Below are 25,464 nucleotides of genomic sequence, written 5' to 3'. Positions count from 1 at the left end.
TTTGCTGCCTCAGCACTGTCAGGCGTTCGCAGTTCGTTTCAGATCAGACCGCTCAGGCTTGGGACTGTTAGGGAAATCAGCAGAAACAAAGCATCAATCAAGAGGGTGGTGGAGAGGACAGCCGCTGCAACCCGCCAAGCTTCTTGATGCTCTGAAGGTCTTGCTGCTTGCGCCCAAAATTGCTTTGCCAACAAGATGACCAGCCCTGCTACTGAAAACAGGATCAAGAGAGGAGTCGGTTGCAAAACCAGTTTTGCCGCCTCGTTGAGAAGATGGGACGCTTCGTTTGAGTTGGCTTTCACAACCTCTGGCCAAAACGACATCACCCCGGTCAGAGCCATTGTGATATCAGTGATTGCTGTGCCCAGCAGTGAAGCTAGGTAAAAGGAACAGCTCAGCTTCCAGCGACTGTTTAGGCCGCCAATGGCTAGTGGTAGGGCAATGGCCTCCACGGGTAAATGCAACATCGGATGCATGCGCAGCCACCCCCAAAACAGGGTGCCCGCTAGCCAACTCCCACTGAATCCCACCAGCAGGGATCCGGATTTTTTCCAAAAAGTATTGCCAATCTGTACAGCCACGATCCCTCCTGTCAGGAGAACTGCTGTGAACAGACAAGAACTAAAGGGGTGAAAGCGTACCCAGGGCGCCTGAAGAAAGACTGGCAGAACAACCATCGCCGATGCCCATAAGGACAGCGAGCGAGGAAACGAAAACGCTGGACCCTGGTATGACACCAGGGTCTTCGTCTCCGTTGTTGGCGTCTGAATCAGACCACTCAGCAAAAGGGCTTCCCCGGATGAGGCAACGAAAGGACTCGAAGATTAGAAGATTTGAAGCCATTGTTGGGATCTGGATCACAAGCCCAGTGGCTCATAGTCGTATTGCCCTCATTTAAAAGAGCGCTTTGACGACAGATCCCGGACTGCTTGAAGCTTGCTGGCGTGATTTTGTGCTTGGTGTAGTGCAGGGGCTAACGGAGTTTTTGCCGATTAGCAGCACTGCCCACCTCAAAGTTGTTCCTGTTCTTGCCGGATGGGGCGACCCTGGCGTCTCGGTAACCGCCGTGATTCAACTAGGCAGCATCGTGGCTGTCATTGCCTATTTCCGTGTTGATTTGACTGGAGTGCTCAAAGGCATCAGCGGTGTGTTCCGGCGCGGTCAATGGCGTGAGCCTGAGGCGCGGCTTGGGATTGCGATGGCGATCGGCACCGTGCCCATTTTGATTGCCGGTTTGTGCATCAAGTTGTTTTGGCCTGGCTACTCAACCTCCCAATTAAGAAGTGTCCCGGCCATTGCTGTGGTCTCGATTGTGATGGCGCTTCTCTTGGGTTTTGCTGAACGGCTAGGGCCGCGATTGAAGCAACTCACTCAGGTGGAAGGCCGCGATGGTCTGGTGGTGGGTCTAGCTCAGGTCCTAGCCTTGATCCCAGGTGTTTCTCGTTCCGGAAGCACGCTGACGGCATCACTGTTTGATGGATGGAAGCGGGCCGATGCCGCTCGCTTCTCGTTTTTGTTAGGGATTCCTGCCATCACGATCGCAGGATTGGTGGAATTGAAGGACGCCTTCTCAGAGCCAAGCGCGGGAGGGGTCTTGCCTGTTTTGGTAGGAATCTGTTCCGCCGCAGTGGTGTCCTGGCTGGCCATCGACTGGCTCATCAAATATCTCCAAAGCCACAGCACCTGGATTTTTGTGGTGTACAGGTTGCTCTTTGGTGTGCTTCTTCTGGTCTGGTGGTCTGGTTCGGCATCAAACTGAGCGCAGTTGACCGTCAGCTCCGTGTGGAATGAACCTTCTGCTGGCGTGGCTGTTGCGGCGCTTGATCCAGATCGTGGGTCCCGCCAGCCCGCACCGGCTGTGGTGGCATCGGTCGAGCCTGGATCGATCGGAGAGGACCTTGGCTTTGAGCCTGGCGATCAGTTGTTGAGCATTAATGGTGTTCGTCCCCGAGATCTGATCGATTACCGCTATTTGATCGTTGAGGAGGAGTTGCACTTAGAGATTCGCGATGCAGCAGGGGAGCTACATCAGGTTGATCTTGAAAAGGATGAGGACGACGGCCTTGGCTTGGCCTTCACAGAAGCCTTGTTCGATGGATTGCGGCAGTGCAGCAATGCCTGTGCGTTCTGCTTCATCGATCAGCAACCACCCGGCCATCGCAGCAGCCTGTATCTCAAGGACGACGACTATCGCTTGAGTTTTCTTTACGGCTCCTATCTCACGCTTACGAATCTCAGTGATTCCGATTGGCACAGGATCGAACAACAGCGTCTTTCGCCCTTATTCGTTTCTGTTCATGCCACTGATCCCGATCTGCGCTCGAGCCTTTTGCAGAATCCACGAGCCGGTCAGCTCTTGCAGCAACTGGCCTGGTTCGCCGAACGCGACCTGCAGATCCACGCGCAGGTGGTGATATGCCCAGATCAAAATGATGGAGAGGCTTTGCAGCGCACCCTTCAGGATTTGGCTCAATTTGCTGGCGGTGAGTGGCCAGCAGTGCTCTCTGTCGCAGTTGTTCCTGTTGGCCTGACCCGGTTCCGGCCAGCATCTGATGGCTTACGTGCGGTCAATCCAGCGGATGCCAAAAAAGTGATTGCCGCGGTGGAACCTCTTCAGAAGGAGTTTCAGACCAGATTTGAGAGCAATTTTGCTTGGCTCTCAGATGAGTGGTACCTGATTGCTGGCTTGTCGTTGCCTTCGCGCGCGAGCTACGAAGACTTTCCTCAGCAGGAAAATGGGGTTGGCAGTATCCGGGCGTTCCTGGCTGCATTGGATGAAGCCACCACCAATCTTCCCCAGTCTGTTGAGAAACCAGTGAAGAGCAGCTGGGTGGTTGGACGTTTGGTTGAAACCGCCCTGAAACCTGTACTGAAGAGGCTTAATGCGGTGGAGGGAGTTGAGCTGACCTTGCATGGCCTGACAAGTCCTTACTGGGGGCAAGATCAAGTTGTTACGGGCTTGCTAACCGGACAAGATCTGCTTAGTGGCTTGATGGATCAAGACCTTGGTGATCAACTTTTGCTGCCTTCCGTGATGCTCCGCCAAGGCGATCCGGTGTTTTTGGACGACATGACCTTGGATCACTTAAGGGCAACTTTGCCGGTTCCGATCCGAATCGTGCATGGAGCAGCTGAGATCGTGGCCTCTGCACTCGGTTCTATTGAAAAAAGCACTTAAGCTCCGCAAAGTTCAATTTTTAACGTGCTCCGGACAGCTGCTCATATTTTTCTGGTCGCAGGTTGTCTTCCAGTGTTTGCAGCTTCGACTGCCCTTGCTCAGGTTGTTGATGGTGAGTCCCCCTCCTCTGAACCGTCACTGGCTGAGTCGTCACTGATGGACCAGTCGAAGCTTCCAAGTGCACTCGACCTCAAAGGATCACGTCCGAAGGCTGATCCATCCGTCATGCCGTCCGCGGCAACAAGGCTTCCTGAGGATTTGGATGCGCTGAATTCACCGGACAGCCTTGCCTTGCCTGAGCTCCCCTCTCAAGTCACGATCCGCGAACTTCGCCCCTTAACGCTTCAAGAGGTAGAGCGCTTAGTTGAAGTCAACAATCCCAGCCTTAAGGCGGCAGCTAGTCAGGTTGAACAGGCCAAATCAGGAGTTCTTGCTGCGATTTCGGCCTGGTATCCCACAGTTAATCTCACAGCGAATGGGTTGCCTCAGTATTTAGATGGTGAGAAATATCAAAATCCTGACTTCGCTTCCTCGCCCAATACCTCCACAACACAATGGTCTGCCAATTTTTCGGCTCAAGTTCGTTGGAATCTGATTGATCCTTCGCGCGTCCCCCAAATTTCAGCTGCTCGGGATAACTTCGAGAAGGCAAGCGATACTTATCTGATCGCTTTAAGGGAAGTGAGGCTTCAAGCGGCAACCAGTTACTTCCAGCTCCAACGTCAAGATGAGCAGGTGCGCATTGGACAACAGTCTGTTCGTGCTTCGTTGGTCAGTCTCCGCGATGCCCGTGCTCGTTTTCAAGCTGGAGTCGCAACAAAGCTGGAAGTGCTAGAGGCTCAAACTCAGCTTTCGAGAGATCGCCAAGTCCTGACCAATGGTTTAGGCGCTCAATCCCGTGCCCGCAGATCTTTGGCTGAAGTTCTTGATCTCCCACAAGATGTCACTCCCACGGCTGCTTCACCTGCACGTGTTTTGGGGGTTTGGCAGCCTTCACTTCAAGAAAGTATCATCGCTGCCTATGCCTTTCGTGAAGAACTTGATCAGTTCATTCTTGATATTTCGATCAACAACAGCAATGCGAATGCGGCCCTTGCCGCGGTCCAGCCAGTACTGAGCATTTTTAATGATTTCAATACGAGCAAGAGTCAGGGGCAATCCAATCAAATCGGTACCATCGACATGGATGATTACTTTTGGAATGTCAGCAACACCGTCGGTTTAAGTGCTACTTGGGCCATTTTTGATGGAGGCCGTGCTCGTGCTCAGTACCGTCAAAACAAGCAGCGAGCAAAGCAAGGTGCATTTAATTTCGCGTCCGAGAGAGATAGTATTCGTCGTGAAGTTGAAGATAGTTTTTTCAATCTTCTCGAATCTACTCAAAACATCCACACCACTTCTATAGAGGTTTTATCAACGCTTGAATCTCTCCGCTTAGCACGTCTTCGCTTTCAAGCGGGAGTTACGACCCAGAGAGAGGTTGTTAACACGCAGCGTGACCTGACTACAGCAGAGGTTCGCTATGCAGATGCAATTACCAAATACAACATCAGCCTTGCTGAATTGAGAAGGCGTACGGGGCTTGATCAAGTCGCGCCATGCCCAGCCCTTAATTTGCCTTCTACAAAGTCAAATCAGTCAGATATTGATATCCCTATAGATCCACATCCCAATCGTCCTGCTTGTGAAGCTGCAGTTCCTTTCGTTCAGGGCTGATCAGGGTGCCTGATCCGCTTACTGCTCGACAGCTGCAGCGAGTGCATCGCTTGCTGGATCATGTTGCTGAACGTCAGCGCAATGATTTTGGCCACATCGTGTCCGATGTCAAACCTGATGGAAGCCTGATCACAGCCTGCGATCGGTGGAGCGATGCTGCCTTTGTTGAGGGACTAGCCGAGATTGCCCCTGGCGAGGGGGTGCTTAGCGAGGAGGGAATTCAAGAGTGTCCGTCGACCCAGGCGTACTGGGTTGTGGATCCATTGGATGGCACCACCAATTTTGCTGCTGGAATTCCCTACTGGGCCATTTCAATCGCGAGATTCGTGAATGGTGAGCCATCGGAGGCGTTCCTCGACATCCCTTCCTTGCGTCAGAGGATCGTTGCGATTCGAGGACAAGGGGCTTGGCGGAATCAAAAACGTTTGACCCCTGAGAGCCGGGCTGCTGCTGGAAGCTCTTGCGTATCGCTATGCAGTCGATCCATTCGTGTTCTGCAGAAAAGGCCCGACCAGTCTTTTCCTGGAAAAATTCGTCTCTTGGGAGTTGCAAGCCTCAATTTGGTCAGTGTGGCGATGGGGCAAACAGCCGGTGCACTCGAGGCCACTCCGAAAATTTGGGACTTGGCCGCAGCTTGGCTCGTGCTCACTGAATTGGACTGCCCACTGATCTGGCTGGGCCCTCACCCGGCTCATTTACAGCCAGGTCGTGATCTTTCAGAGATGGGCTTTCCTGTGGTGGCTGCTGGCTCTCAGAAGCAGCTCGAACGCTTGGCGCCTTGGGGGGAGTCTCTGCTGAAGGGTTGAGCTCGTTCTATCTCAAGAAAAGCTTGCAAAAGGGGAGGTTATTGGGTTATGGTTTTGGACTGCGCAGGGGAGCAATGCTCCGACGCGCAGTCTTAGGGCGTAAAGAGCGAAAGCTTGGAGTGCACTGAGGGTTCTTACGAGGTTGAGGGAGCAATCCCACGATGTTGTAAGTTTCAAAGGCGGTCGCGAGACCGCAGGCCGACCGTCTCTGAAAGGGGACGCAAAGCCAGAACCTGGACAATTGAAAAGTTTAGGAACTGACGCTTTTATCGCGTTTAGTTTGAGTTAAGGCCGGAAGGTTTTAATGAGGACTAAATGATATTGCGATAAAGGTGTGAGGTCCCGTCAACAAAATTTTAGTTGCAGAGAAGCATTGTGCTTACAACTTGAAGGTTTTCACGAACCGTTGAGTTGTCGGTGTGCGCAATGTGGAGCAACGACCGGATCTGAGATCCTGGAAAGTCAAAGGAGGAAGAGATTCTAAATTTGCACTCTTGTGAATCCTTCTGTCAGAGGAAGGGGGCGACAACTGCGAGCAGTACGCCAGTGCTGTGAAGTGGGTGAAGCAAGTCAATCTGAGGTGAGAACCAAAAGGGATTGATCTACAACGGAGAGTTTGATCCTGGCTCAGGATGAACGCTGGCGGCGTGCTTAACACATGCAAGTCGAACGAACCTTCGGGTTAGTGGCGGACGGGTGAGTAACGCGTGGGAATCTGCCCTCAGGAGGGGGATAACGGTTGGAAACGGCCGCTAATACCCCATATGCCGAGAGGTGAAATGAATTTCGCCTGAGGATGAGCCCGCGTCTGATTAGCTAGTTGGTGAGGTAAGAGCTCACCAAGGCATCGATCAGTAGCTGGTCTGAGAGGATGATCAGCCACACTGGGACTGAGACACGGCCCAGACTCCTACGGGAGGCAGCAGTGGGGAATTTTCCGCAATGGGCGAAAGCCTGACGGAGCAACGCCGCGTGAGGGATGAAGGCCTCTGGGCTGTAAACCTCTTTTATCAAGGAAGAAGATCTGACGGTACTTGATGAATAAGCCACGGCTAATTCCGTGCCAGCAGCCGCGGTAATACGGGAGTGGCAAGCGTTATCCGGAATTATTGGGCGTAAAGCGTCCGCAGGCGGCCCAACAAGTCTGCTGTTAAAAAGTGGAGCTTAACTCCATCATGGCAGTGGAAACTGTTGGGCTCGAGTGTGGTAGGGGCAGAGGGAATTCCCGGTGTAGCGGTGAAATGCGTAGATATCGGGAAGAACACCAGTGGCGAAGGCGCTCTGCTGGGCCATCACTGACGCTCATGGACGAAAGCCAGGGGAGCGAAAGGGATTAGATACCCCTGTAGTCCTGGCCGTAAACGATGAACACTAGGTGTCGGGGGAATCGACCCCTCCGGTGTCGTAGCCAACGCGTTAAGTGTTCCGCCTGGGGAGTACGCACGCAAGTGTGAAACTCAAAGGAATTGACGGGGGCCCGCACAAGCGGTGGAGTATGTGGTTTAATTCGATGCAACGCGAAGAACCTTACCAGGGTTTGACATCCTGCGAATCTCTTGGAAACTTGAGAGTGCCTTCGGGAGCGCAGTGACAGGTGGTGCATGGCTGTCGTCAGCTCGTGTCGTGAGATGTTGGGTTAAGTCCCGCAACGAGCGCAACCCACGTCTTTAGTTGCCAGCATTTAGTTGGGCACTCTAGAGAGACCGCCGGTGATAAACCGGAGGAAGGTGTGGATGACGTCAAGTCATCATGCCCCTTACATCCTGGGCTACACACGTACTACAATGCTACGGACAAAGGGCAGCAAGTTCGCGAGGACAAGCAAATCCCATAAACCGTGGCTCAGTTCAGATCGTAGGCTGCAACTCGCCTACGTGAAGGAGGAATCGCTAGTAATCGCAGGTCAGCATACTGCGGTGAATACGTTCCCGGGCCTTGTACACACCGCCCGTCACACCATGGAAGTTGGCCACGCCCGAAGCCGTTACTCCAACCCTTGTGGAGGAGGACGTCGAAGGTGGGGCTGATGACTGGGGTGAAGTCGTAACAAGGTAGCCGTACCGGAAGGTGCGGCTGGATCACCTCCTAACAGGGAGACAAACAACGATTTTGATGTCTGAGTTATTTATTCTTAGGCCGAAATCCTGTCACCTTAGGTCGATCGGTACCTCAACTTTGAAGCTAAGAGTTCCAGCAATGGATTTCTGCTTAGTGGAGATTTTTAGTTCCTAAACTTTGTCTAGTTCACAACCCATTAGGGATGAGACTCCTGGGCCATTAGCTCAGGTGGTTAGAGCGCACCCCTGATAAGGGTGAGGTCCCTGGTTCAAGTCCAGGATGGCCCATTCGGTGTAGGGGGTTTAGCTCAGTTGGTAGAGCGCCTGCTTTGCAAGCAGGATGTCAGGAGTTCGAGTCTCCTAACCTCCACTGACTGCAAAGAATCCCCATCTCCAAAACCTGGAGTATGAACTCGTATGGATTGTGATTTAGATGTGTCCGCTAGATGACCCTAGCTTCTTGTCATTTTAAGGCGTGGAAATTATTCCATGATTTGATTGATAGGATGCTGGGCTCGATGCAATGTATTGAGAGATCAATGCATTGTTTTGATGTCTGGCCGAACCTTGACAACTGCATAGTAAGTCTGGAAAGAATAAAGCATCTTTATGGATGCATCATTCTTGAGTGTTAATTCACGATGGGATGGTGTTAATTCTAAAGCAAGAGCCGAGACTCCAGCATGTTCTTTCAAATGTGTCGAGCATTTGAGAGTTTGATTTTAATTTCTACTTGTAGAAGTTAGAAGAATCTGTTTCAACGACAGCAAGCGTGTTGGAGATACATTGGTCAAGCTACAAAGGGCTCACGGCGGATACCTTGGCACACAGAGGCGATGAAGGACGTGGTTACCTGCGATAAGTCTCGGGGAGCTGGAAACACGCTTTGATCCGGGAATTTCCGAATGGGGCAACCCTTAGAACGGCCAGCTGAATCTATAGGCTGGCGCGAGCCAACCCAGCGAACTGAAACATCTTAGTAGCTGGAGGAAAGGAAAGTAAAAACGACTCCCTAAGTAGCGGCGAGCGAACGGGGAAGAGCCTAAACCAATGGTTTCGACCATTGGGGTTGTGGGACAGCAATGTGGATCAGGAATGTTAGTGGAAGTGTTTGAAAGACACGCCACAGAAGGTGAAAGCCCCGTACACGAAAACTGAACTGACCTAGCTGTATCCCGAGTAGCACGGAGCACGTGGAATTCCGTGTGAATCAGCGAGGACCACCTCGTAAGGCTAAGTACTCCTGTGTGACCGATAGCGAAACAGTACCGCGAGGGAAAGGTGAAAAGAACCCCGGGAGGGGAGTGAAATAGAACATGAAACCGTGAGCCTACAAGCAATGGGAGCCCTACTAATAGGGTGACCGTGTGCCTGTTGAAGAATGAGCCGGCGACTTATAGGTACTGGCGGGTTAAACCGGAAATGGTGGAGCCATAGCGAAAGCGAGTCTGAATAGGGCGTTTGTCAGTATTTATAGACCCGAACCCGGGTGATCTAACCATGGCCAGGATGAAGCTTGGGTGATACCAAGTGGAGGTCCGAACGGACTGACGTTGAAAAGTCAGCCGATGAGCTGTGGTTAGGGGTGAAATGCCAATCGAACCCGGAGCTAGCTGGTTCTCCCCGAAATACGTTGAGGCGTAGCGTCTCGTGCTCCAGCAGGGGGGTAAAGCCACCATTTCGGTGCGGGCTGCGAGAGCGGTACCAAATCGAGATGAACTCTGAATACCCTGTGTGTAGCGAGGCAGTCAGACTGTGGGGGATAAGCTCCATGGTCGAGAGGGAAACAGCCCAGACCGCCAGCTAAGGTCCCCAAATCAACACTAAGTGATAAAGGAGGTGGGATTGCCCAGACAACCAGGAGGTTTGCCTAGAAGCAGCCATCCTCAAAGGAGTGCGTAATAGCTCACTGGTCGAGCGATCCTGCGCCGAAAATGAATGGGGCTAAGTGTTGTACCGAAGCTGCGGATTTATGGTAGGGGAGCGTTCTATGTGGGGCGAAGCGTTAGCGTGAGCGGGCGTGGACTGCATAGAAGTGAGAATGTCGGCTTGAGTAGCGAAAACATGGGTGAGAATCCCATGCACCGAAACCCTAAGGGTTCCTCCGGCAGGCTCGTCCGCGGAGGGTTAGTCTGGACCTAAGGCGAGGCCGAAAGGCGTAGTCGATGGATAACAGGTCAACATTCCTGTACCGGTTATGTTTTGGGAAGAGGGACGGAGAAGGCTAGCCAAGCCAGATGTTGGTTACTGGTTCAAGCGTTCGAGGCGTTGAGGATCGGCGAAAACGATCCGAGCTGAGGCGTGAGTACGAGCTGCTACGGCAGCGAAGTTGGTGATGTCATGCTTCCAAGAAAAGCTCTATACCCGTTAAGGCATAACTGCCAGTACCCGAAACCGACACAGGTGGGGTGGTAGAGAATACCGAGGTGCGCGAGGTAACTCTCTCTAAGGAACTCGGCAAAATGGCCCCGTAACTTCGGGAGAAGGGGTGCCACAGCAATGTGGTCGCAGTGAAGAGGCCCTGGCGACTGTTTACCAAAAACACAGGTCTCCGCTAAGTCGCAAGACGATGTATGGGGGCTGACGCCTGCCCAGTGCCGGAAGGTTAAGGAAGCCGGTCAGCGTAAGCGAAGCTGGCGACTGAAGCCCCGGTGAACGGCGGCCGTAACTATAACGGTCCTAAGGTAGCGAAATTCCTTGTCGGGTAAGTTCCGACCCGCACGAAAGGCGTAACGATCAGGGCGCTGTCTCGGAGAGAGGCTCGGCGAAATAGAATTGTCTGTGAAGATGCGGACTACATACACCCGGACAGAAAGACCCTATGAAGCTTTACTGTAGCTTGGTATTGTGCCCGGGCTCTGAATGCGCAGGATAGGTGGGAGACGTTGATCTAGTGCTCGTGGGTACTAGGGAGTCAATGGTGAGATACCACTCTTTCAGAGCTAGGGTTCTAACGTTCACCCGTTATCCGGGGAGCGGACAGTATCAGGTGGGCAGTTTGACTGGGGCGGTCGCCTCCTAAAAGGTAACGGAGGCGCGCAAAGGTTTCCTCAGGCTGGTTGGAAATCAGCCGACGAGTGCAAAAGCAGAAGGAAGCTTGACTGTGAGACCTACAAGTCGAACAGGGACGAAAGTCGGCTTTAGTGATCCGACGGTTCTGAGTGGAAGGGCCGTCGCTCAACGGATAAAAGTTACTCTAGGGATAACAGGCTGATCTCCCCCAAGAGTTCACATCGACGGGGAGGTTTGGCACCTCGATGTCGGCTCATCGCAACCTGGGGCTGAAGTCGGTCCCAAGGGTTGGGCTGTTCGCCCATTAAAGCGGTACGCGAGCTGGGTTCAGAACGTCGTGAGACAGTTCGGTCCATATCCGGTGTATGCGTAGGAATATTGAGAGGATTTCTCCCTAGTACGAGAGGACCGGGAGGAACGCACCTCTGGTGTACCAGTTATCGTGCCAACGGTAAACGCTGGGTAGCCATGTGCGGAGTGGATAACCGCTGAAAGCATCTAAGTGGGAAGCCCACCTCAAGATGAGTATTCCCATGGGGTAACCCAGTAAGGTCACGGGAAGAACACCCGTTGATAGGCTCTACGTCGAAGTCCAGTAATGGATGCAGCGGAGGAGTACTAATAGACCGAGGGCTTGACCAACACTTGGTTCTTGCCTTTAAAAGACTTTATTCAATCCAGATTGCATCATCAAGACGAAAGTTGAGGTGATGTAGCTATGCAGTTCTCAGGGGTCAAACCTTGGGAATTTTTCTATCCTGGTGTCCATAGCGCTGTGGAACCACTCCGATCCATCTCGAACTCGGTTGTGAAACGCAGCAGCGGCGACGATATTTGGGGGGTAGCCCCCTGAGAAAATAGCTCGATGCCAGGTAAAAACATTCCAAACGAAGAAAGCCATCCCTTGAAGGGGTGGCTTTTTTTGTGATCTTTTTCTTGTTAGTTTGGTTTTGATTGGTGCCAGCACCTGAGATGGTTAGACAGAGGTTGCTGAGACGCTTGATTCGTAGTCTTTGGCGCGCCTGTTTGCGTTGGGCGAAGTGCGATTGCGTGGATTTGAGTGCTGCTTTTGCGTATTACACGCTGCAGTCGATCTTCCCTATCCTTCTGATTTCGTTGTCAATTGCCTCGTGGTTTCTTGGTCGGCAAGATGCACTGGAGAGCAAGATTATTGCCTATGCAAGCGGCATCTTGCCACCATCGGCGGTAGTGATTGTGCAAAATACGCTGATGCAGTTAGTTCGTCAGGGATTTGGGGCTGGATTGTTAGGAGCTGGTGTGTTGTTACTCACTGCGGGGAATGTTTATCTGACGTTGCAACGTGGATCGGAACGGCTTTGGGATGGCGTCATTGCTCCACAGCAACGAGACCTGCCGTTCAAGCGTCAAGCTGTTCAGTTTATTCGGATCAGGCTCGAAGCTTTTTTTGTGGTGATCTTGATAGGACTCTTGGTTGTTCTTGATCAACTCAGTGCCAATTTGCGCATGATTCCTGCTGACGCTTTAAACGATTTATCGCAGGCAATCCCTTGGCTGGGTGGATTTCTTTCTTATATTCCTGTCTTGCAATTTGGCCGGTTGATGGTTCCATTCTTTGGGTTTTCGGTTACAGCTCTATCCCTTCAATTTTTGCTGCCAAGTCGCCGAGTTCCGTTTAAACCGTTAATACCAGGTTCGTTATTGATTGGCTTTGCTCTTACTGTTCTTAATCTTGCTGTTAGTCGAAGCATCCTCTCTCTGGGGTCTCGTTTCCAGGCTTACGGAGTGATTGGGAGTGTTCTCGTTCTCACCTTGTGGGTTTGGATGGTGGGTGTAGTGATTTATTTCGGTCAATGTTGGAGTGTTGAGCTAGCGAAAGAATCTGCCAGATATGGCAGGGATCCGAACAAATCCAGCCATGTCTGAACCCAAAAAAGCAGCGATTATGAAAGCACCGTTCGTTTGGAGTGTTGATTGATGGGGCGTTTCCCTCCACTCCTTTGGTTGCTTCTGTTAGGGCTGTTGCTGCTGCCCACAGCCGCAGGCCGAGTCTTGCTGGATTTGGCAGGCGGACTCCTCGTCACACTGCTTGCGTTACCTGTTGTCCTCGGCGGTTTGGGTTGGATTGGTTGGAAGGTGTTGCAGTTCAGGGTAAGAACGTGTGAAGCCTGTGGCTTAAGCACCATGACAACCGACGCCCAATGTCCTGCCTGCGGATCTCCTCTTCCGCCAAAAAAATCTGGAGGCTCAACCACGAAAGCTGTTGATGACTCTCTGCCAGCGAGTGACGTCACCATTGATATCAAGGCTGAGGACGTCGATTCTTAGCCTTTTTAATTTGTTTCTTGTTCTGAATTGACCGCAATTAATTTGCGTTCTCGCAAATAGAGAAAGAGTGGGCCTCCGCAAGCGAAGGAAATGCTGAAGCTCACGATTAAAGCGATCCACCAACCCTTGATCTGAAGCTTTCTTCCTTCGCTAACGATCCAGATGCTGAATGCTGTTGCAGCAATTAAAAGATCTCTGTTTAAAGAGCGGGAGGCTGCATTGATATTGGCATCTTGGATAAAGGTTTGGAGATTAAATCCACCACCAGGATTCATTTGCATGAATTCGAGATTGGCTTGCCAAGGGAGGATGGCACCAAGGATGGCAAGCAAGAGGTAAATCCAGGGGAGAGATTTATTCATTGTTGCTTGTGTCAAGATTTCGCTCTTCCATTGTATTCGGATCGAGTTGCCGTACTGATTGCTCTACTTGGTTGAGAAGTAAGTCACAGCGATCGAGGTAGATCGACGCACGAGCATGATTTCTCTGTAGATCCGCTAATGGGACGGAATCGTCCTGCAATTGGCTTAGCAGTACATCGAGAGCTTGTAAGGCCTCTTCATAGCTGAGCTGCGATGCATCTTCTCTCCAAGTGTCTTGTTCGGATGTCTTTGATAGTTCGGGTTTTTTGCGTGGCATATCAGTTATGCAGATGCTTGTGAGTCAGATGTTTCATTCGCTTGAATGGTTTTGGTGACGGCCTGAATCACACCATCCTTGAGCCGGATTTGCAGCTGTTCATTGAGGCTGATGTCATCAATGCTTTGCAGGGGTTGGCCGTTCGTTGTGTGGAGCATCGCAAAGCCCCGATTGAGCCATCGTTGGGGTGAAAGAGCACGCAACAATTGTTGCCGCTGTTGCCACTGATCTCGACGACGTTGCAGCGCCACAGCAGGCCGAAGTGCATGGAGGAGGAGATGTCGCTCTTTCAGTTTTGAACTGGCTTGCTCAAGTCGCCAGCGTTTGTATTCGCTAAGGCGTGTGCGCCTTTGAATCATTGTTTGTTGTGCTGACTCTTTGCTCGGCATCAGAGTGACCATCGCTGCTGTCGGCGTTGCAGCTCGATGGTCTGCCACGAGATCAGCAACGGTGAGATCATCTTCATGCCCGAGTCCAGTCACGACTGGAAGTGGGAAGTTGGCCAACTTTCGGCAAACGTCCCCATCATCAAACACCATCAAATCTTCTCGGCTCCCTCCCCCTCGGGCGATCACGATTGCATCCAATCCGAGCTGCTCATGGTGTTCCGCAAGGCGACTAAGAACTCCGCAAATGATCGGCGCTACCTCCCCTTGTACGGGGATCGGCACCACAAGGAGCTCGCTTAAAGGCCAGCGCTCTTGTGCTGTACGCAGCATGTCTGCGAGTGCTGAGCTTGGAACGCTTGTGAGTACGGCCAGCCGTTTGGGGTAGGCCGGTAACTTTCGTCGCCGGCTTGGATCAATGACGCCTTCCTCAAGCAATTGTGCTTTGACCGTTTCAAACCGTCTCAACACGGTGGTCAGGCTGGGCCTGATATCGAGCACCTGCACGGCAAGGCTCGCGCGTGCTGACCAGAAATTGAGCTTGCCAATCACGGTGACTCCGTCACCGTCGGCAGGGACAAAGTCCAATTGTTTTAATTTCGAGGCCCAGGCCACAGCAGTGATGCTCGCCTCTCCATCGCTCAAGGTGAGCCAAAGATGCCCCTTTTTGACTTGAGGTCTAGAGGCTGTTGCTTGGATCACAAACCGAGGTGCAAACCCCCGTTCCAATAAGACCCCGATCGCGTTGTTGAGTTCGCGGACTGAGTAGGTGGGAAGGGATTCAGCGCTCAAGACGTTGGTATGCCAAGCCCCAATAAATGCAGACGATTCCTGAGACGATGCTCAGGGTGAGTCCCCACGTCTGGTGAACCTGTGTCAAGCCGATAGCGAGGAATACCAGCATGCTGCTCAGCAGCCTGGCTCCTTCACGGCGAGAGCTAGCAAAGAAGGGAAGCATTGCTAACGACGCGAATCTATCCAGTTTGGCCTAGCGGGTGGTTCCCATAAAAAAAGTCCCACCAGATGGCTGGCGGGACTAATCGCTGGGAGTTAGCCCCAGCCTTCAGTGAATCAACCGAGGCCGACCTGGGTCAGGATGCCTTGACCGGTCAAAAGCTCTGTGCCCAAACCAATCACGAAACCGAGCATGGCGAGACGGCCATTCCAGGTTTCTGCGAAATTTACGAAGCCGAAGCGTGATGTGTTGTCAGACATGTGAAACTCCAAGACCATTGCATCGTAACAAACCGTAGCGATCTCTTGACTGTTGCTTTGGATACGTTTAAGGGGATCGGTGAAGCGGTTCAGGCTCGGGCCTTCCTTTTGGCAGTGGGTTCGGCCATGGCCGGATCCTCTGGCCATGGATGCTTCGGGTAGCGACCGCGCATCTCCTTTCTCACTTGTTGGTAGCTGCCATGCCAAAACCCAGCGAGGTCGCGGGTGCGTTGGAGCGGGCGTCCTGCTGGAGATAACAATTCAATGGTCACGTGGATTTGGCCTTTTAAAACAGCAGGTCCCTCGAGGCAGCCAAACATTTCTTGCAGCTTGACCGACAGCACAATGTCGTCATTCTGATAATCCAGTGCTGCCTTGCGCCCTGATGGGATTTTGATCTGCGTTGGCAAGAGCAGATCGAGTTGCTGCCGGTTCGACCAGGCGAGATCACCCCAAAGGGCTTCCATCAGGTGCTCTTCCTTGACGTCCTCCCAGCCTCGGCAACCCATCAAAGTGTCTCCAATCCAGCTGTTGGGATGCTTTTCCAGGTGTTGGAGAGTGCGAAGCGGCCACGGGTCTCCTAGCTGATGGTGGGCTAGAGCGAGACGACTGCGAAGCTGCTCCGTGCGCTGGCTCCAGGGGAGTGCCGACAGTCCGTCTTTGCTGAGTTGCTTGACCAAGACGTCCCGGCTTTGTTCGCAAGACGCCTGTTGTTGTGGCTGCCGCTCGAGTTCCAGAGCACCAAGCTGCAAGACCCGTTCAGCTCTGACCCGCTTGGTTTGCTCGTCCCAAAGCACACGCTCTTGCCAGTGACCGTTCTGATCTGCAAAGTCTCTAACCCATTGGTGTGTCAGGGGTAGTGCCAGTCGGATCTTGGCTCTCGTGTCACCGAGGTCAAGCTGTGCAATCGCAAGTGCCTCAGCTCCATCAAGCGGATCGCTGACCTGTATAGCCGCACCGCGGCCTTGGCGCAGCAGAAATTGTCCGCGTTGTCCTGGACGGGCCACTGCAACCCATTCTGGAAAAGCTGTCGCAATCAGCTCCGCTGCGAGTTGCTCGTCTGTGGCCTCAATGCCTTGGGGCTCTTGATCCTGTTCGAATTGACCTAGTTGTTGGAGCCATCGACGGCTCTGATCGAGGACTGTTCTGAGGCGATCGGCTGCTGCCCGATCCCCTGGAATTCGCGCTGAGCTCCGGTGGTCGCGGAGCAAGAGCATGCGAGCCCAAAGGTCACTGCCGTGGTTGTTCTGGCTTAAAAGATCGCGCTCATTGAGGATGGAGGCGAGATCGGCTCCTACTTGTGGTCGCCCTAAGGCACGAGCTTGTAGAAGGAGCAATCCCAGTCGCGGATGGGCGCCAAACCGCGCCAATTTCTGCCCGGTGTCCGTGGGATGTCCCTCTGAATTCAGTGCTCCTAGCTCAAGCAATTGCCGGCGGCCTTCCTGAAGTGCGGCCCTCGGAGGGGGCTCGAGCCAAGGCAAGGATTCGCCTAAGCCAGCACCCCAGAGTGCGAGATCAAGAACGGTGGGTTGAGGGTCAGCTCGCTGCAACTCTGGAATGTCGTGGGCAGGCCTTCGTTGCTGTTCGGCAGGAGACCAAAGCCTGATGCAACGACCGGTGTTTTGGCGTCCAGCACGGCCTCGCCGCTGATCAGCACTGGCCTGACTTGCCGGCACGGTGATCAGTCCCTCCATTCCGGTTCCAGGATCAAATTGGGTGTGCCGAGTGAGTCCGCAATCGATCACAAGGCGAACACCATCCAGGGTGAGGGAACTTTCGGCGATGGAGGTTGCCAAAATCACGCGTCCGTCCTTCTCGTGGGTGCAAGGCTTCAGGGCTCGCCCCTGCTCAGCGAGGGATTGCCTTCCATGCAGAGAGATGACCTCCCATTGGCTCAGCAGCCCTGACTTGAGTAAACGTTGCCGGCAACGTTCGATCTCCCGTAATCCAGGCAAAAAAACCAAGACGGTTGGCGGATGATCGCGACTTTCTTCTGCGGATAGCAGGTGGTCCAGCTCCTGCTCAATTGCTCGTAAAACGCGCCCCTCGAGAGGTTCATTTGGCCGGGGAGAAAGGTGTTGCGTCTCAACAGGGAAGGCCTTCCCTTCGCTCGTGAGGACCTGCGCATGAGGCAATTGGGCGCGCAGGTTGGTGAGATCCAGCGTGGCCGACATCAGCAGCAGGCAAAGGTCTGGCCTGAGTAGTTCCTGCGCTTCCCGAACCAAGGCAAGCGCTAATTCACTGTTTCGACTGCGCTCATGGAATTCATCAAAGATCACGCAGTTAATCCCTGTGAGCTCTGGATCGTTTTGGAGTCGACGGAGGAAGAGCCCGTCCGTCATCGCTTCGATCCGCGTGCGAGAGGAGCGCTTTTGCTCGTGCCTCACGGAGTAGCCAACGCGCTCCCCAAGCGGTTCGTTCAGGCTGACCGCGAGCCTGGTTGCGGCAGCCCTTGCGGCAAGTCGCCTGGGCTCAAGCATCAGGGAGCGACCTGGCAGAGGCTCGGTCCCTGCAATTTCTCCAAGAAGTGCCAAGGGCACCCGGGTTGTTTTACCGGCACCCGGCGGTGACTGCAGTAAGACCGTGGCACCTGGAACAAGGCTGGCTCGCAGCCTTGGCAGTAAGGGATCAATCGGGTATTCGCCCAATGCCTCTCGCCCTTAGCTGAAAAAGTTGATCATCCCAACGAGCAGAATGCTGCTGAGGGCTCCGAAGGCTGCCAAGAGGCGCACCAGTGGACCAAAGCGAACAGGAATGGAGGCCATGAAGAAATCCTTAAGGCCGGATTTGATTCATTTTTAGCTGAGCTCAGGGAGGATTCTCACTCCCTGGTTGCAGTGCTTTACAACTTCTCTGAATCAGGTGTCAGCGAATGTGACGTGCGCCGTCAACCGGGTGGTATTCCTCCCCCGTGAGCTCCTCGTAAACAATGGCGGGGAGCCCTGTTTCGAAGATTGTTTGCAGCGCTTCCTTGAGATAGGGGTTCCAGCCGCCTGTGCTGACATCTCCATGACGTACGGTCCAGTCCCAGGTGCCTTGTAGGTCTCGTGGAATGCGGCCTTCCCGATCTCGACGCGCCACTAAATCCAACGATTCGACCAGCCCCACCTGAATGGGGTCTTTCCCGTAGGCAGGAGTCAGGCTGAGCTCAAGCCGAACAGGATCTTCTTTCAACAGCCTTAAGCGGAAGCGGGGGGGCAGTTTCACGGATTTGATTACCGCCGCCACAATCCGTGTTCGTTGGTCCACCTAGGAGTCCCCTCTACGAGTCAATCGTGCAACTCAAGCAGTTGCCATTAACCCAACCTATTCACCGGCCTTCGAAGTTGGATTTGGCGGCTCACCATCGCCACCAAAACGCACCGTCAAAAGATCCTCTTCGGTGAGGCGTCCTTCGCCATCAAGCAGCTCTGGATGAATCGTCAGGCGACCTGTCCGGTCGACTTTTTCCGCGACAAGCGGTTTGCCAGCAGCGCTGAAGCCGCGTCCCATCACGCGAAAGGCTTGCCACAAGAGGACGATGAAGATCAGTCCATAGATGAGAGGAAACAGGCTGCTGAGCATGGCAATCACCGCTGAACTCGGAGATGGGCCGAACCATCTCACCCATCATCGCTCTTTTTAAAAAAAGGGGTGCTGATTTTGCTGACCCTGGTCGCATCCAGTCATGAAATCGCTGGAAATGGGTCTGTTCTTGTAGGCATTCACTGCCTACGGTCACGGTGACTCACATCATTGATGAAATCGCGGCCATGGCGGTGTCTAACCCTTTGCTCCCATTGGTTTGCGCTGGTGCGTTGACGTTTCCAGGGATGCTGATGCAACCGCCGCGAGCCTTCGCTTCGGCTGCCTCACAGGCTGTCGCCCCAACGTCGTTCGTTGCGAAAGCAGTCGCTCGCAGTGGACCGGCTGTTGTCACGCTTGAAACGCAGCGAACTGTCCGGACGGCTGGTGGAAATGGGCTCCCTCGGAGCTTGATGGCGGATCCATTCCTGCGCCGTTTTTTTGGGATGCAAGCTCAAACGGCCCCGCGTTCACGGGTAGAGCGCGGGCAGGGCAGCGGCGTGATTTTTGATGAACAAGGGTTGGTCCTGACCAATGCTCATGTTGTGGAGAATGCGGATCGAGTGATGGTGGGACTGCCTGATGGCAGACGAGTTGCTGGTCGGGTGATTGGACAAGACTCCCTGACCGACTTGGCAGTTGTGCAGTTGGAAACCAGGGGGCCATGGCCTACGGCTCCCTTGGGCAACTCAGATCGTCTTCAAGTGGGGGATTGGGCGATCGCTGTAGGAAATCCTTTTGGCCTTGAAAACACAGTGACGATGGGGATTGTCAGCAACCTCAATCGCAACATGTCTCAACTGGGGATTTCAGGAAAGCGTCTGGATCTCATCCAGACAGACGCTGCGATTAATCCTGGTAATTCGGGTGGCCCGTTGTTGAACGCCCGTGGTGATGTCATTGGAATCAATACCCTCGTGCGCTCAGGACCAGGAGCAGGCCTCGGTTTCGCGATCCCCATCAACAGGGCAAGGTCGATCGCCAGTCAGCTCGTCAAGCAGGGAAGGGCGAGTCACCCCATGGTGGGTATAGGCCTTTCAACGGTTCCTGCACCCACACCTGGATCGAGTGCTCCTCCTGGAGCAGTGATTCGATCAGTTGTGCCGGGTGGACCTGCAGATCGTGGAAACTTGCGAGTCGACGATGTGATCGTGTCGATCGATGGACAATCGATTAGCAATCCTGCTGAAGTTGTTTCGGCGATTGATCGGCATGGAGTAGATCGCCCCTTGAATCTTGATGTGCTGCGATCTGGTCAACATATTACTCTGTCAATCACACCAGTTGAGATGAGATCTTTACGTCGATAGCCATCTCATAGTTGTTAATTAGCTGTCTGTGTCTTTGAGTTGTTCTACGCACTGTGTGATGCATTCACCATCATCGAGGGAGCATGTTGTGATGCACTCGAAGTAGGTCTCAACCGCGTCCCAGGTCTCTGCATGCTCAGCGCTTTCAGTCATGGACGCAGGTGTTCCAGCGGTAGTGACATGACGTGATTGCGTGTTGTTCATGGCCGACCGGGGATCAATGATGTCAGCCTATCCACACCAACTGAACTGGTAAAGGGAAATGAGTCTTCCTGCCTAACCAAGTGTGAAGTTTCGTCTTGCGATCGCCGAGAAGCTTTGCTACGCAGCGTTCTTTTTGCGAGAGGCTCGCTGTTTTTGCTTTGCGTTGTTCGCCTTGCGTTTGGCTTCTTTCTCGGCAATCAGCCGGTTTGCCTCCGCTTCGGCCTTTTCCTCCACCTTCTTCTCTTGGTAATAGTCGTAATTTCCTCGATAGATCACGAGTTCTCCATCGCGAATTTCTACGATCCGGTTTGCTACACGTGAAATGAAATAACGGTCATGCGATACCAATAAAGCTGCTCCCTCATAGGCGCATAGCGCATCTTCAAGCATCTGTTTGGCAGGAATGTCGAGATGGTTTGTGGGTTCATCGAGAACCAGCAAATTGCAGGGACTGAGCAACATCAGAGCAAGAGCAAGGCGTGCTTTCTCTCCGCCACTAAGTTTGCCGACGTCTTTGAAAACACTGTCATTACTGAAACAGAAACTCCCCAGTAATGAGCGCACTTGAGTTTGCGTCCAATCAGGAACGGCTTCGAACATGGTTTCGATCACCGTCTTGGTGAGATCGAGGGCTTCGGCCTGGTTTTGTTCGAAATAGCTGGCAATGACGTTGTGTTCCCCGAGCCTTGCTGAACCTTCATCGGGAGTTTCGACCCCCATGATCAATCGGAGCAGGGTGGACTTTCCGGCTCCGTTGGGACCGACAAAGGCGATCCGATCACCTCTCTCGATTTCGAGATCAGTTTCCATGAAAAGGATGTTGTCCCCATAGCAATGGGTCATGTTTTCGATCAAAGCCACCTGAGCTCCAGATCGTGGTGCGGGGGGGAAGCGGAAACTGGGCCCACTCACTGACTCAACCGGGGCATCAACCCTCGCCACTTTGTCGAGCTGTTTCTCTCGGCTTTTTGCCTGGGTGCTGCGCGTTGCACTGGCACGGAATCGATCGATGTAGGCCTGTTGGGTTGCGATCTCTTTCTGCTGCCGTTCAAAAGCTGCTTGTGAGGCTTCTTGCTCGAGAGCTTTTTGCTCGAGGTGCGAGGTGTAATTGCCCAAGTAGGCCCTCGATACGCCTCGCTCCGTGCTCACAATTTGATTGCAGACACGATCCAGAAACGTGCGGTCATGACTGATCACGACCAGTGCAGCTTTTTGTTCGATGAGATATCCCTCGAGCCACTGAATCGTTTCGACATCGAGATGGTTGGTTGGCTCGTCTAACAGAAGAAGATCAGGGTCTTGTAAGAGAATTTTTCCCAGTGCAAGGCGCATTTGCCAGCCACCGGAGTAGTCCGAAACCAGGCGGTCTGCCTCATCGAGCTTGAACCCGATGGTTGGGAGCAATTTGTCGATGCGTGCATCGAGCTCGTAGCCATGCAGTCCTTCAAATCGGGTCTGCAGCCGCCCTAGTTCGTGAATGAGCTCATCGAGATGATCGGGGTCTGCCGCTGCACGTTCTGACCCCATCTCCAATTCAACTTTTTTTTGTTTGTCCAGAACAATGGCGGCCTCCCCAAAGGCTTGAAACAGCTCTTCTCGCACCGTGCGGCTGGGGTCGACATCGAATTCCTGCTGGAGGTAAGCGATTCTTGGCTCGCCTTGTTTCACGACTTGCCCACTGCTGGCTTCTTCCATGCCAGCAATCAGCCGTAGCTGAGTTGACTTCCCCGCCCCATTCACGCCAACGAGGCCGATCCGGTCTCCGGGTTTGACCTCCCAGGTCACATCCCGCAGAACTTCTCCGGTGGGATAAATCTTGCCGACTCGCTCAAGTCGCAGCACGGAGTGGAGGCAGGGGAAACCCATCATCCCGTGCCGGGGTTTCCAGGCAGACTGCTGGAGCTGGGAGCAGGCTCAATGCGAAGACTGGAGCAGGTCACGGCCCTTGTGGTGGCAGCCGGTCTTGCCGTGATTAGTTATTGGTTGTTTTTTAGTTGGGCTGGAGGAGAAGGCGTGCGAGAACGTTCGGCACCCAAACCACTCTTAGCGCCCTCTGATCAATCGATCTCTGATCAATCCAGGGAGTCCAAAGACTCGATAGAAGCAGCTGAGATTAAAGCCCTCCCCTCGCCTTGATCAGCCATTGCTTGGTGATCTCGTCGTCGAGGCTATTGAGGTGATCCTTCACCTCTTGGAGCGTGACAGGCAAGTTGAGTTGATTGCCGATTTCACAGATGGAATCGAGAGCTCCTGAAGGATTTTGAAGTGCCTGCCTGAATAACCCCTTGCTGAGCTCTTGATCATTCTCAATGCGTGCGTACAGCGCAGCTGCGTTGGACATCATCGTGATGCTTCTGACGAAACCTTATTCACGCCATCACGAACTGCCATCCCTTCTCTATGCAGCTTGGTCGAGCTCCGTTGCCTTGAGCCCAGAGGCTGAGGCGTCTTCCATGCTGCGGGCATCCATGCAAAGCACTTTGCGCAGCTGGGCGTAATTCGCTGCTTGTGATCGGCGTCCGTCTTGGACGGCGCTGTATTCAGCGCGTTGGAGCACGTGATGAAGGTGGGTGAGCAAATAGGTGCTGATGACGCCCGAGACGAGCACCTCGCTGTTCTCAGGGGTGCGGCTCGGGCGTCGACTCTTTCGAGGGACGTTGCTTTGGGGATTGCTTTTACGGGCGACAGGTTTGCTGCGACTTGGTAGCTGGGGGGAGCTGATGTCCGGGCTTTGCGAATGGGGCATGGCACTCCTGGAATGGGTCGGCCGAGGGCCTGGCCTGCTGATGGATCAGAGATCTGATCAATGACAGCAGCATAGTGCTGGATACTACCCTTGCACATCTCTGTACACTTTTAAGTAGCTCTGCCTCTTTCTGGGTCGTGCCCACTCGCCAAAATTCATCCAGTGGGAAGCCAAAGTCACCTCGTATTCAGGTGGTGCTCCCCGAAGATCTTTGCCTCCGCTTGACTGCATTGGCTGAGGATGAATCGCGCACGGTCAGCAACATGGCCAAGGTGTTGATTCAACAAGGGGTTCAGCGGTACGAACAGGGAGGCGACAGGCAGGAGGCAGCTCCAGTTGCGGACGCAAATCAGTCGTCAACAGAGCAATTGCGCAACGCTCTGGAGTCGAAGCAAACCGGTCGGCTACGGGGTGCACCGCGTCGGGTCAGGCTTTACCGCCCGAATTAATCCGAGATCAAGCCGGATTGACGCGTACTCCGAGGACGGCCTCATGCTTTGCACCCGTAATTGCTGGTGCATTTCCTGGATATCCCAAGTGATGCCACCACGCCAAAAGAGCAAACACCATGGCTTCGCGGCTTTGACTGGGAAGTTGTAGCTCGTCGCTATCACGAACCCTGAGGCCTCGGCAGCGTCTGTTGAGTTCTCTCATCAACGTGAGGTTCTGGCTGCCACCGCCTGCGACTACGAGCTCGATGGGGAGGGGATGGTTCTGGTTGGAGAGCTGTTGTAGATCCTTCGCTACGGCAGCTGCTGAGAAGGCTGTGAGCGTTGCGATTTGATCGGCAATCGCTTGTCCTTGCATCTCCTGCAGGCGTCTTGTTAGGTCAGCTCGCCCGAATGCTTCACGACCTGTGGACTTGGGAGGGCTGAGCTGGAAGTAAGGCTCAGTGAGCCAGCGAAGAATCAGTGCTTCATCGCAGTGACCTGACGCCGCAAGGCGGCCACCCTCGTCGTAGCTTTCCTTCCCTTCGCTGAACTGCTCCATCGCTAGGTCGATCAAGCTATTCGCAGGCCCGCAATCCCAGCCCCTGACGGGAAGGAGCCGATCAGGACCTGCGTCGGGTGGAATGAGGGTGAGGTTGGCGATGCCACCCAAATTGAGCAACACTCTCCAGCCTTTAGTTCGTCCCAAAAGGGCCGCATCAGCTTTGGGAACAAGTGGTGCTCCTTGGCCTCCAAGGGCGAGATCAGCAGCCCGAAAGTCAAAGATCACTGGGCTTTTCAGCAGTTGTGCCAGCAGGGGTGCTTGCAACATCTGCCAGCTTGCTCCGTGCTGAAGTTCGCCAGTTTCAGCGTTTTCGGGTGGGCGATGCCAAAGGGTTTGGCCATGACATCCCACCAGCTGCGCTTGTCCTTCCGGGTCGCACTGACAAGCGGCTGCGGCCTGAATCTTGGTGATTGTCTCGGAGAGATTGAGGAGCGAGGACGCGGTTTTGGCTTCGCCTTGCCCTACGGCCAAGATCAGTTGCCGTGTCGAAGCTGGATAGTCCAGCGACGCTGACCGCAGCAGTGTCCAATGGGGATGTTCGGCGGACCCCGAGAGCTCGACAAGGACAGCATCCACGCCATCGGCGCTTGTGCCGCTCATCAGACCGAGAACGCGCATGGCTCAGGTTTTTGGCAGCTCTTGGAGATCGTCGGTTAAACCCATCACCACGAGGACGTGCCCGTCTTGAAGGACATGGGACGCCGGTGGGTTGACCATGAGTTCTTTTGCGGGACCTGCCGCAAGAACATTCACTCGGAAATTCTTGCGCAGGTTTAGGTCTCGAAGCGAGCGGCCCACGAACCGGCCTGGCACCTTGATTTCTTCAATTGAATGATGCTTATCGAGTTCAAGTCTCTCCATCAGGTTGGGGCGCACCAATTCCACACCCAAGCGTTCTCCCTGCATTCGGGAGGGAAAGACGACCCGATCGGCACCCACTCGCTTGAGCATTTTTTCGTGCAAATCGCTAGTGGCTCTTGCAATCACGCGACGAACTTTGCTGCCTGCACTGTCTTTGGCAATCAGGGTGGCCGTAATGCTGGCTTCGATCGGTTCGCTGATAGCGACAACCACGGTTTCCATATCGAGGATCCCCGCTTCACGAAGCGCTTCCTCATCGGTGCAGTCCACAATGCGCGCTTCGATCGACGGTTCGAGTTGGCGGAGTTCCTCGATGGCCTTTGAAGAACGGTCGACAGCAAGAACTTCAGCACCGTTTTGCATCAGTTCCTTGCAGACAGCACTTCCGAAACGACCCAAGCCCACAATCCCAAAGCTTGAAGGTTCTGCCTGGTTGGATTGGGACCAATGCCACCACTCCTTCACTGCCC

The 25,464-nt window shown here is 53.7% G+C and carries 23 protein-coding genes, 2 tRNA genes and 3 rRNA genes; 14 read left to right on the top strand and 14 right to left on the bottom strand.

The window, feature by feature from the left end; all coding sequences use genetic code 11:
• Positions 1-38: 38 nt before the first annotated feature.
• Entirely contained in the window at positions 39-677 is a 639-nt protein-coding gene (locus SynPROS91_RS10585) for a DUF3120 domain-containing protein (protein WP_186516653.1), read from the bottom strand.
• 230 nt (positions 678-907) lie between these two features.
• On the opposite strand from SynPROS91_RS10585, the gene SynPROS91_RS10580 reads away from it, so the two are divergent.
• The 11 genes from SynPROS91_RS10580 (at position 908) to SynPROS91_RS10530 (ending at position 13,076) form a co-directional block, all read left to right on the top strand.
• The gene (locus tag SynPROS91_RS10580) at positions 908-1,759 is read left to right on the top strand and encodes an undecaprenyl-diphosphate phosphatase (protein ID WP_186516652.1); all 852 of its coding nucleotides are present in this window, start codon (positions 908-910) and stop codon (positions 1,757-1,759) included.
• 21 nt (positions 1,760-1,780) lie between these two features.
• Positions 1,781-3,178, top strand: coding sequence for a TIGR03279 family radical SAM protein (locus tag SynPROS91_RS10575; RefSeq protein WP_186519722.1), 1,398 nt, complete (start codon positions 1,781-1,783; stop codon positions 3,176-3,178).
• 156 nt (positions 3,179-3,334) lie between these two features.
• Positions 3,335-4,894: a TolC family protein gene (locus SynPROS91_RS10570; RefSeq protein ID WP_186519720.1), complete on the top strand. Its 1,560-nt coding sequence runs from the start codon at positions 3,335-3,337 to the stop codon at positions 4,892-4,894.
• 5 nt (positions 4,895-4,899) lie between these two features.
• The gene (locus tag SynPROS91_RS10565) at positions 4,900-5,700 is read left to right on the top strand and encodes an inositol monophosphatase family protein (protein WP_186516650.1); all 801 of its coding nucleotides are present in this window, start codon (positions 4,900-4,902) and stop codon (positions 5,698-5,700) included.
• Between the two features lie 604 nt (positions 5,701-6,304).
• A 16S ribosomal RNA gene (locus SynPROS91_RS10560) occupies positions 6,305-7,789 on the top strand.
• Positions 7,790-7,971: 182 nt separating this feature from the next.
• A tRNA-Ile gene (locus SynPROS91_RS10555) sits at positions 7,972-8,045 on the top strand.
• A gap of 9 nt (positions 8,046-8,054) precedes the next feature.
• Positions 8,055-8,127: transfer RNA gene (locus SynPROS91_RS10550), tRNA-Ala, on the top strand.
• A gap of 418 nt (positions 8,128-8,545) precedes the next feature.
• Positions 8,546-11,411: ribosomal RNA gene (locus SynPROS91_RS10545) — 23S ribosomal RNA — on the top strand.
• 115 nt (positions 11,412-11,526) lie between these two features.
• A 5S ribosomal RNA gene (rrf, locus tag SynPROS91_RS10540) occupies positions 11,527-11,643 on the top strand.
• Together the 16S, 23S and 5S rRNA genes with 2 tRNA genes alongside form the textbook arrangement of a ribosomal RNA operon.
• 98 nt (positions 11,644-11,741) lie before the next feature.
• Positions 11,742-12,674: a YihY/virulence factor BrkB family protein gene (locus SynPROS91_RS10535; RefSeq protein ID WP_186516648.1), complete on the top strand. Its 933-nt coding sequence runs from the start codon at positions 11,742-11,744 to the stop codon at positions 12,672-12,674.
• Positions 12,675-12,725: 51 nt separating this feature from the next.
• Positions 12,726-13,076, top strand: a complete 351-nt coding sequence (locus tag SynPROS91_RS10530; RefSeq protein ID WP_186516646.1) for a hypothetical protein — start codon at positions 12,726-12,728, stop codon at positions 13,074-13,076.
• Between the two features lie 5 nt (positions 13,077-13,081).
• Here the strand turns inward: SynPROS91_RS10530 and SynPROS91_RS10525 are convergent, their stop codons facing one another.
• The 7 genes from SynPROS91_RS10525 to SynPROS91_RS10495 form a co-directional block, all read right to left on the bottom strand.
• Positions 13,082-13,438: a DUF2834 domain-containing protein gene (locus SynPROS91_RS10525; RefSeq protein ID WP_186516644.1), complete on the bottom strand. Its 357-nt coding sequence runs from the start codon at positions 13,436-13,438 to the stop codon at positions 13,082-13,084.
• Positions 13,431-13,715: an exodeoxyribonuclease VII small subunit gene (gene xseB, locus SynPROS91_RS10520; RefSeq protein WP_186516642.1), complete on the bottom strand. Its 285-nt coding sequence runs from the start codon at positions 13,713-13,715 to the stop codon at positions 13,431-13,433. The genes SynPROS91_RS10525 and xseB overlap by 8 nt, the downstream gene beginning before the upstream one ends.
• 5 nt (positions 13,716-13,720) lie before the next feature.
• Positions 13,721-14,893, bottom strand: coding sequence for an exodeoxyribonuclease VII large subunit (gene xseA / locus SynPROS91_RS10515; RefSeq protein WP_186516641.1), 1,173 nt, complete (start codon positions 14,891-14,893; stop codon positions 13,721-13,723).
• A gap of 279 nt (positions 14,894-15,172) precedes the next feature.
• Positions 15,173-15,316 (bottom strand): chlorophyll a/b-binding protein, encoded by a 144-nt coding sequence (locus tag SynPROS91_RS10510; protein ID WP_186516632.1) that lies wholly within the window; start codon positions 15,314-15,316, stop codon positions 15,173-15,175.
• 89 nt (positions 15,317-15,405) lie between these two features.
• Positions 15,406-17,964 carry an ATP-dependent helicase HrpB gene (gene hrpB / locus SynPROS91_RS10505; RefSeq protein ID WP_186516623.1) on the bottom strand — a complete coding sequence of 853 codons (2,559 nt, stop codon included), beginning with the start codon at positions 17,962-17,964 and terminating at the stop codon, positions 15,406-15,408.
• 217 nt (positions 17,965-18,181) lie between these two features.
• The gene (locus tag SynPROS91_RS10500; RefSeq protein WP_186516621.1) at positions 18,182-18,565 is read right to left on the bottom strand and encodes a hypothetical protein; all 384 of its coding nucleotides are present in this window, start codon (positions 18,563-18,565) and stop codon (positions 18,182-18,184) included.
• Positions 18,566-18,622: 57 nt separating this feature from the next.
• On the bottom strand, positions 18,623-18,880 hold the full coding sequence (locus SynPROS91_RS10495; protein WP_186519718.1) for a DUF2973 domain-containing protein: 258 nt from the start codon (positions 18,878-18,880) through the stop codon (positions 18,623-18,625).
• 248 nt (positions 18,881-19,128) lie between these two features.
• Between SynPROS91_RS10495 and SynPROS91_RS10490 the strand changes: the two genes are divergently transcribed.
• Positions 19,129-20,190: a trypsin-like peptidase domain-containing protein gene (locus SynPROS91_RS10490; RefSeq protein ID WP_255440000.1), complete on the top strand. Its 1,062-nt coding sequence runs from the start codon at positions 19,129-19,131 to the stop codon at positions 20,188-20,190.
• Between the two features lie 18 nt (positions 20,191-20,208).
• Here SynPROS91_RS10490 and SynPROS91_RS10485 read toward each other — a convergent pair whose 3' ends face one another.
• Positions 20,209-20,394, bottom strand: a complete 186-nt coding sequence (locus tag SynPROS91_RS10485; protein ID WP_186516617.1) for a hypothetical protein — start codon at positions 20,392-20,394, stop codon at positions 20,209-20,211.
• Positions 20,395-20,511: 117 nt separating this feature from the next.
• Complete coding sequence (locus SynPROS91_RS10480; protein WP_186516615.1) at positions 20,512-22,236, bottom strand: ATP-binding cassette domain-containing protein; 1,725 nt, start codon at positions 22,234-22,236, stop codon at positions 20,512-20,514.
• 3 nt (positions 22,237-22,239) lie between these two features.
• Between SynPROS91_RS10480 and SynPROS91_RS10475 the strand changes: the two genes are divergently transcribed.
• Entirely contained in the window at positions 22,240-22,530 is a 291-nt protein-coding gene (locus SynPROS91_RS10475; RefSeq protein ID WP_370586767.1) for a hypothetical protein, read from the top strand.
• Here the strand turns inward: SynPROS91_RS10475 and SynPROS91_RS10470 are convergent.
• On the bottom strand, positions 22,508-22,735 hold the full coding sequence (locus SynPROS91_RS10470; RefSeq protein WP_186519715.1) for a hypothetical protein: 228 nt from the start codon (positions 22,733-22,735) through the stop codon (positions 22,508-22,510). The genes SynPROS91_RS10475 and SynPROS91_RS10470 overlap by 23 nt on opposite strands.
• 57 nt (positions 22,736-22,792) lie before the next feature.
• Complete coding sequence (locus SynPROS91_RS10465; protein WP_186516607.1) at positions 22,793-23,140, bottom strand: hypothetical protein; 348 nt, start codon at positions 23,138-23,140, stop codon at positions 22,793-22,795.
• A 137-nt stretch (positions 23,141-23,277) separates the two neighbouring features.
• On the opposite strand from SynPROS91_RS10465, the gene SynPROS91_RS10460 reads away from it, so the two are divergent.
• Positions 23,278-23,589 carry a hypothetical protein gene (locus SynPROS91_RS10460; protein WP_186516605.1) on the top strand — a complete coding sequence of 104 codons (312 nt, stop codon included), beginning with the start codon at positions 23,278-23,280 and terminating at the stop codon, positions 23,587-23,589.
• A 7-nt stretch (positions 23,590-23,596) separates the two neighbouring features.
• Here the strand turns inward: SynPROS91_RS10460 and SynPROS91_RS10455 are convergent, their stop codons facing one another.
• Positions 23,597-24,751, bottom strand: a complete 1,155-nt coding sequence (locus tag SynPROS91_RS10455; protein ID WP_186516603.1) for an anhydro-N-acetylmuramic acid kinase — start codon at positions 24,749-24,751, stop codon at positions 23,597-23,599.
• Between the two features lie 3 nt (positions 24,752-24,754).
• The gene (locus SynPROS91_RS10450; RefSeq protein ID WP_186516602.1) at positions 24,755-25,459 is read right to left on the bottom strand and encodes a TrkA family potassium uptake protein; all 705 of its coding nucleotides are present in this window, start codon (positions 25,457-25,459) and stop codon (positions 24,755-24,757) included.
• Between the last annotated feature and the right edge of the window lie 5 nt (positions 25,460-25,464).

Origin of the sequence: Synechococcus sp. PROS-9-1 (assembly GCF_014279775.1) — a bacterium.
In the GTDB taxonomy this organism is placed as follows: Bacteria; Cyanobacteriota; Cyanobacteriia; order PCC-6307; family Cyanobiaceae; genus Synechococcus_C.
This window is presented reverse-complemented; position numbering and strand designations above follow the sequence as displayed.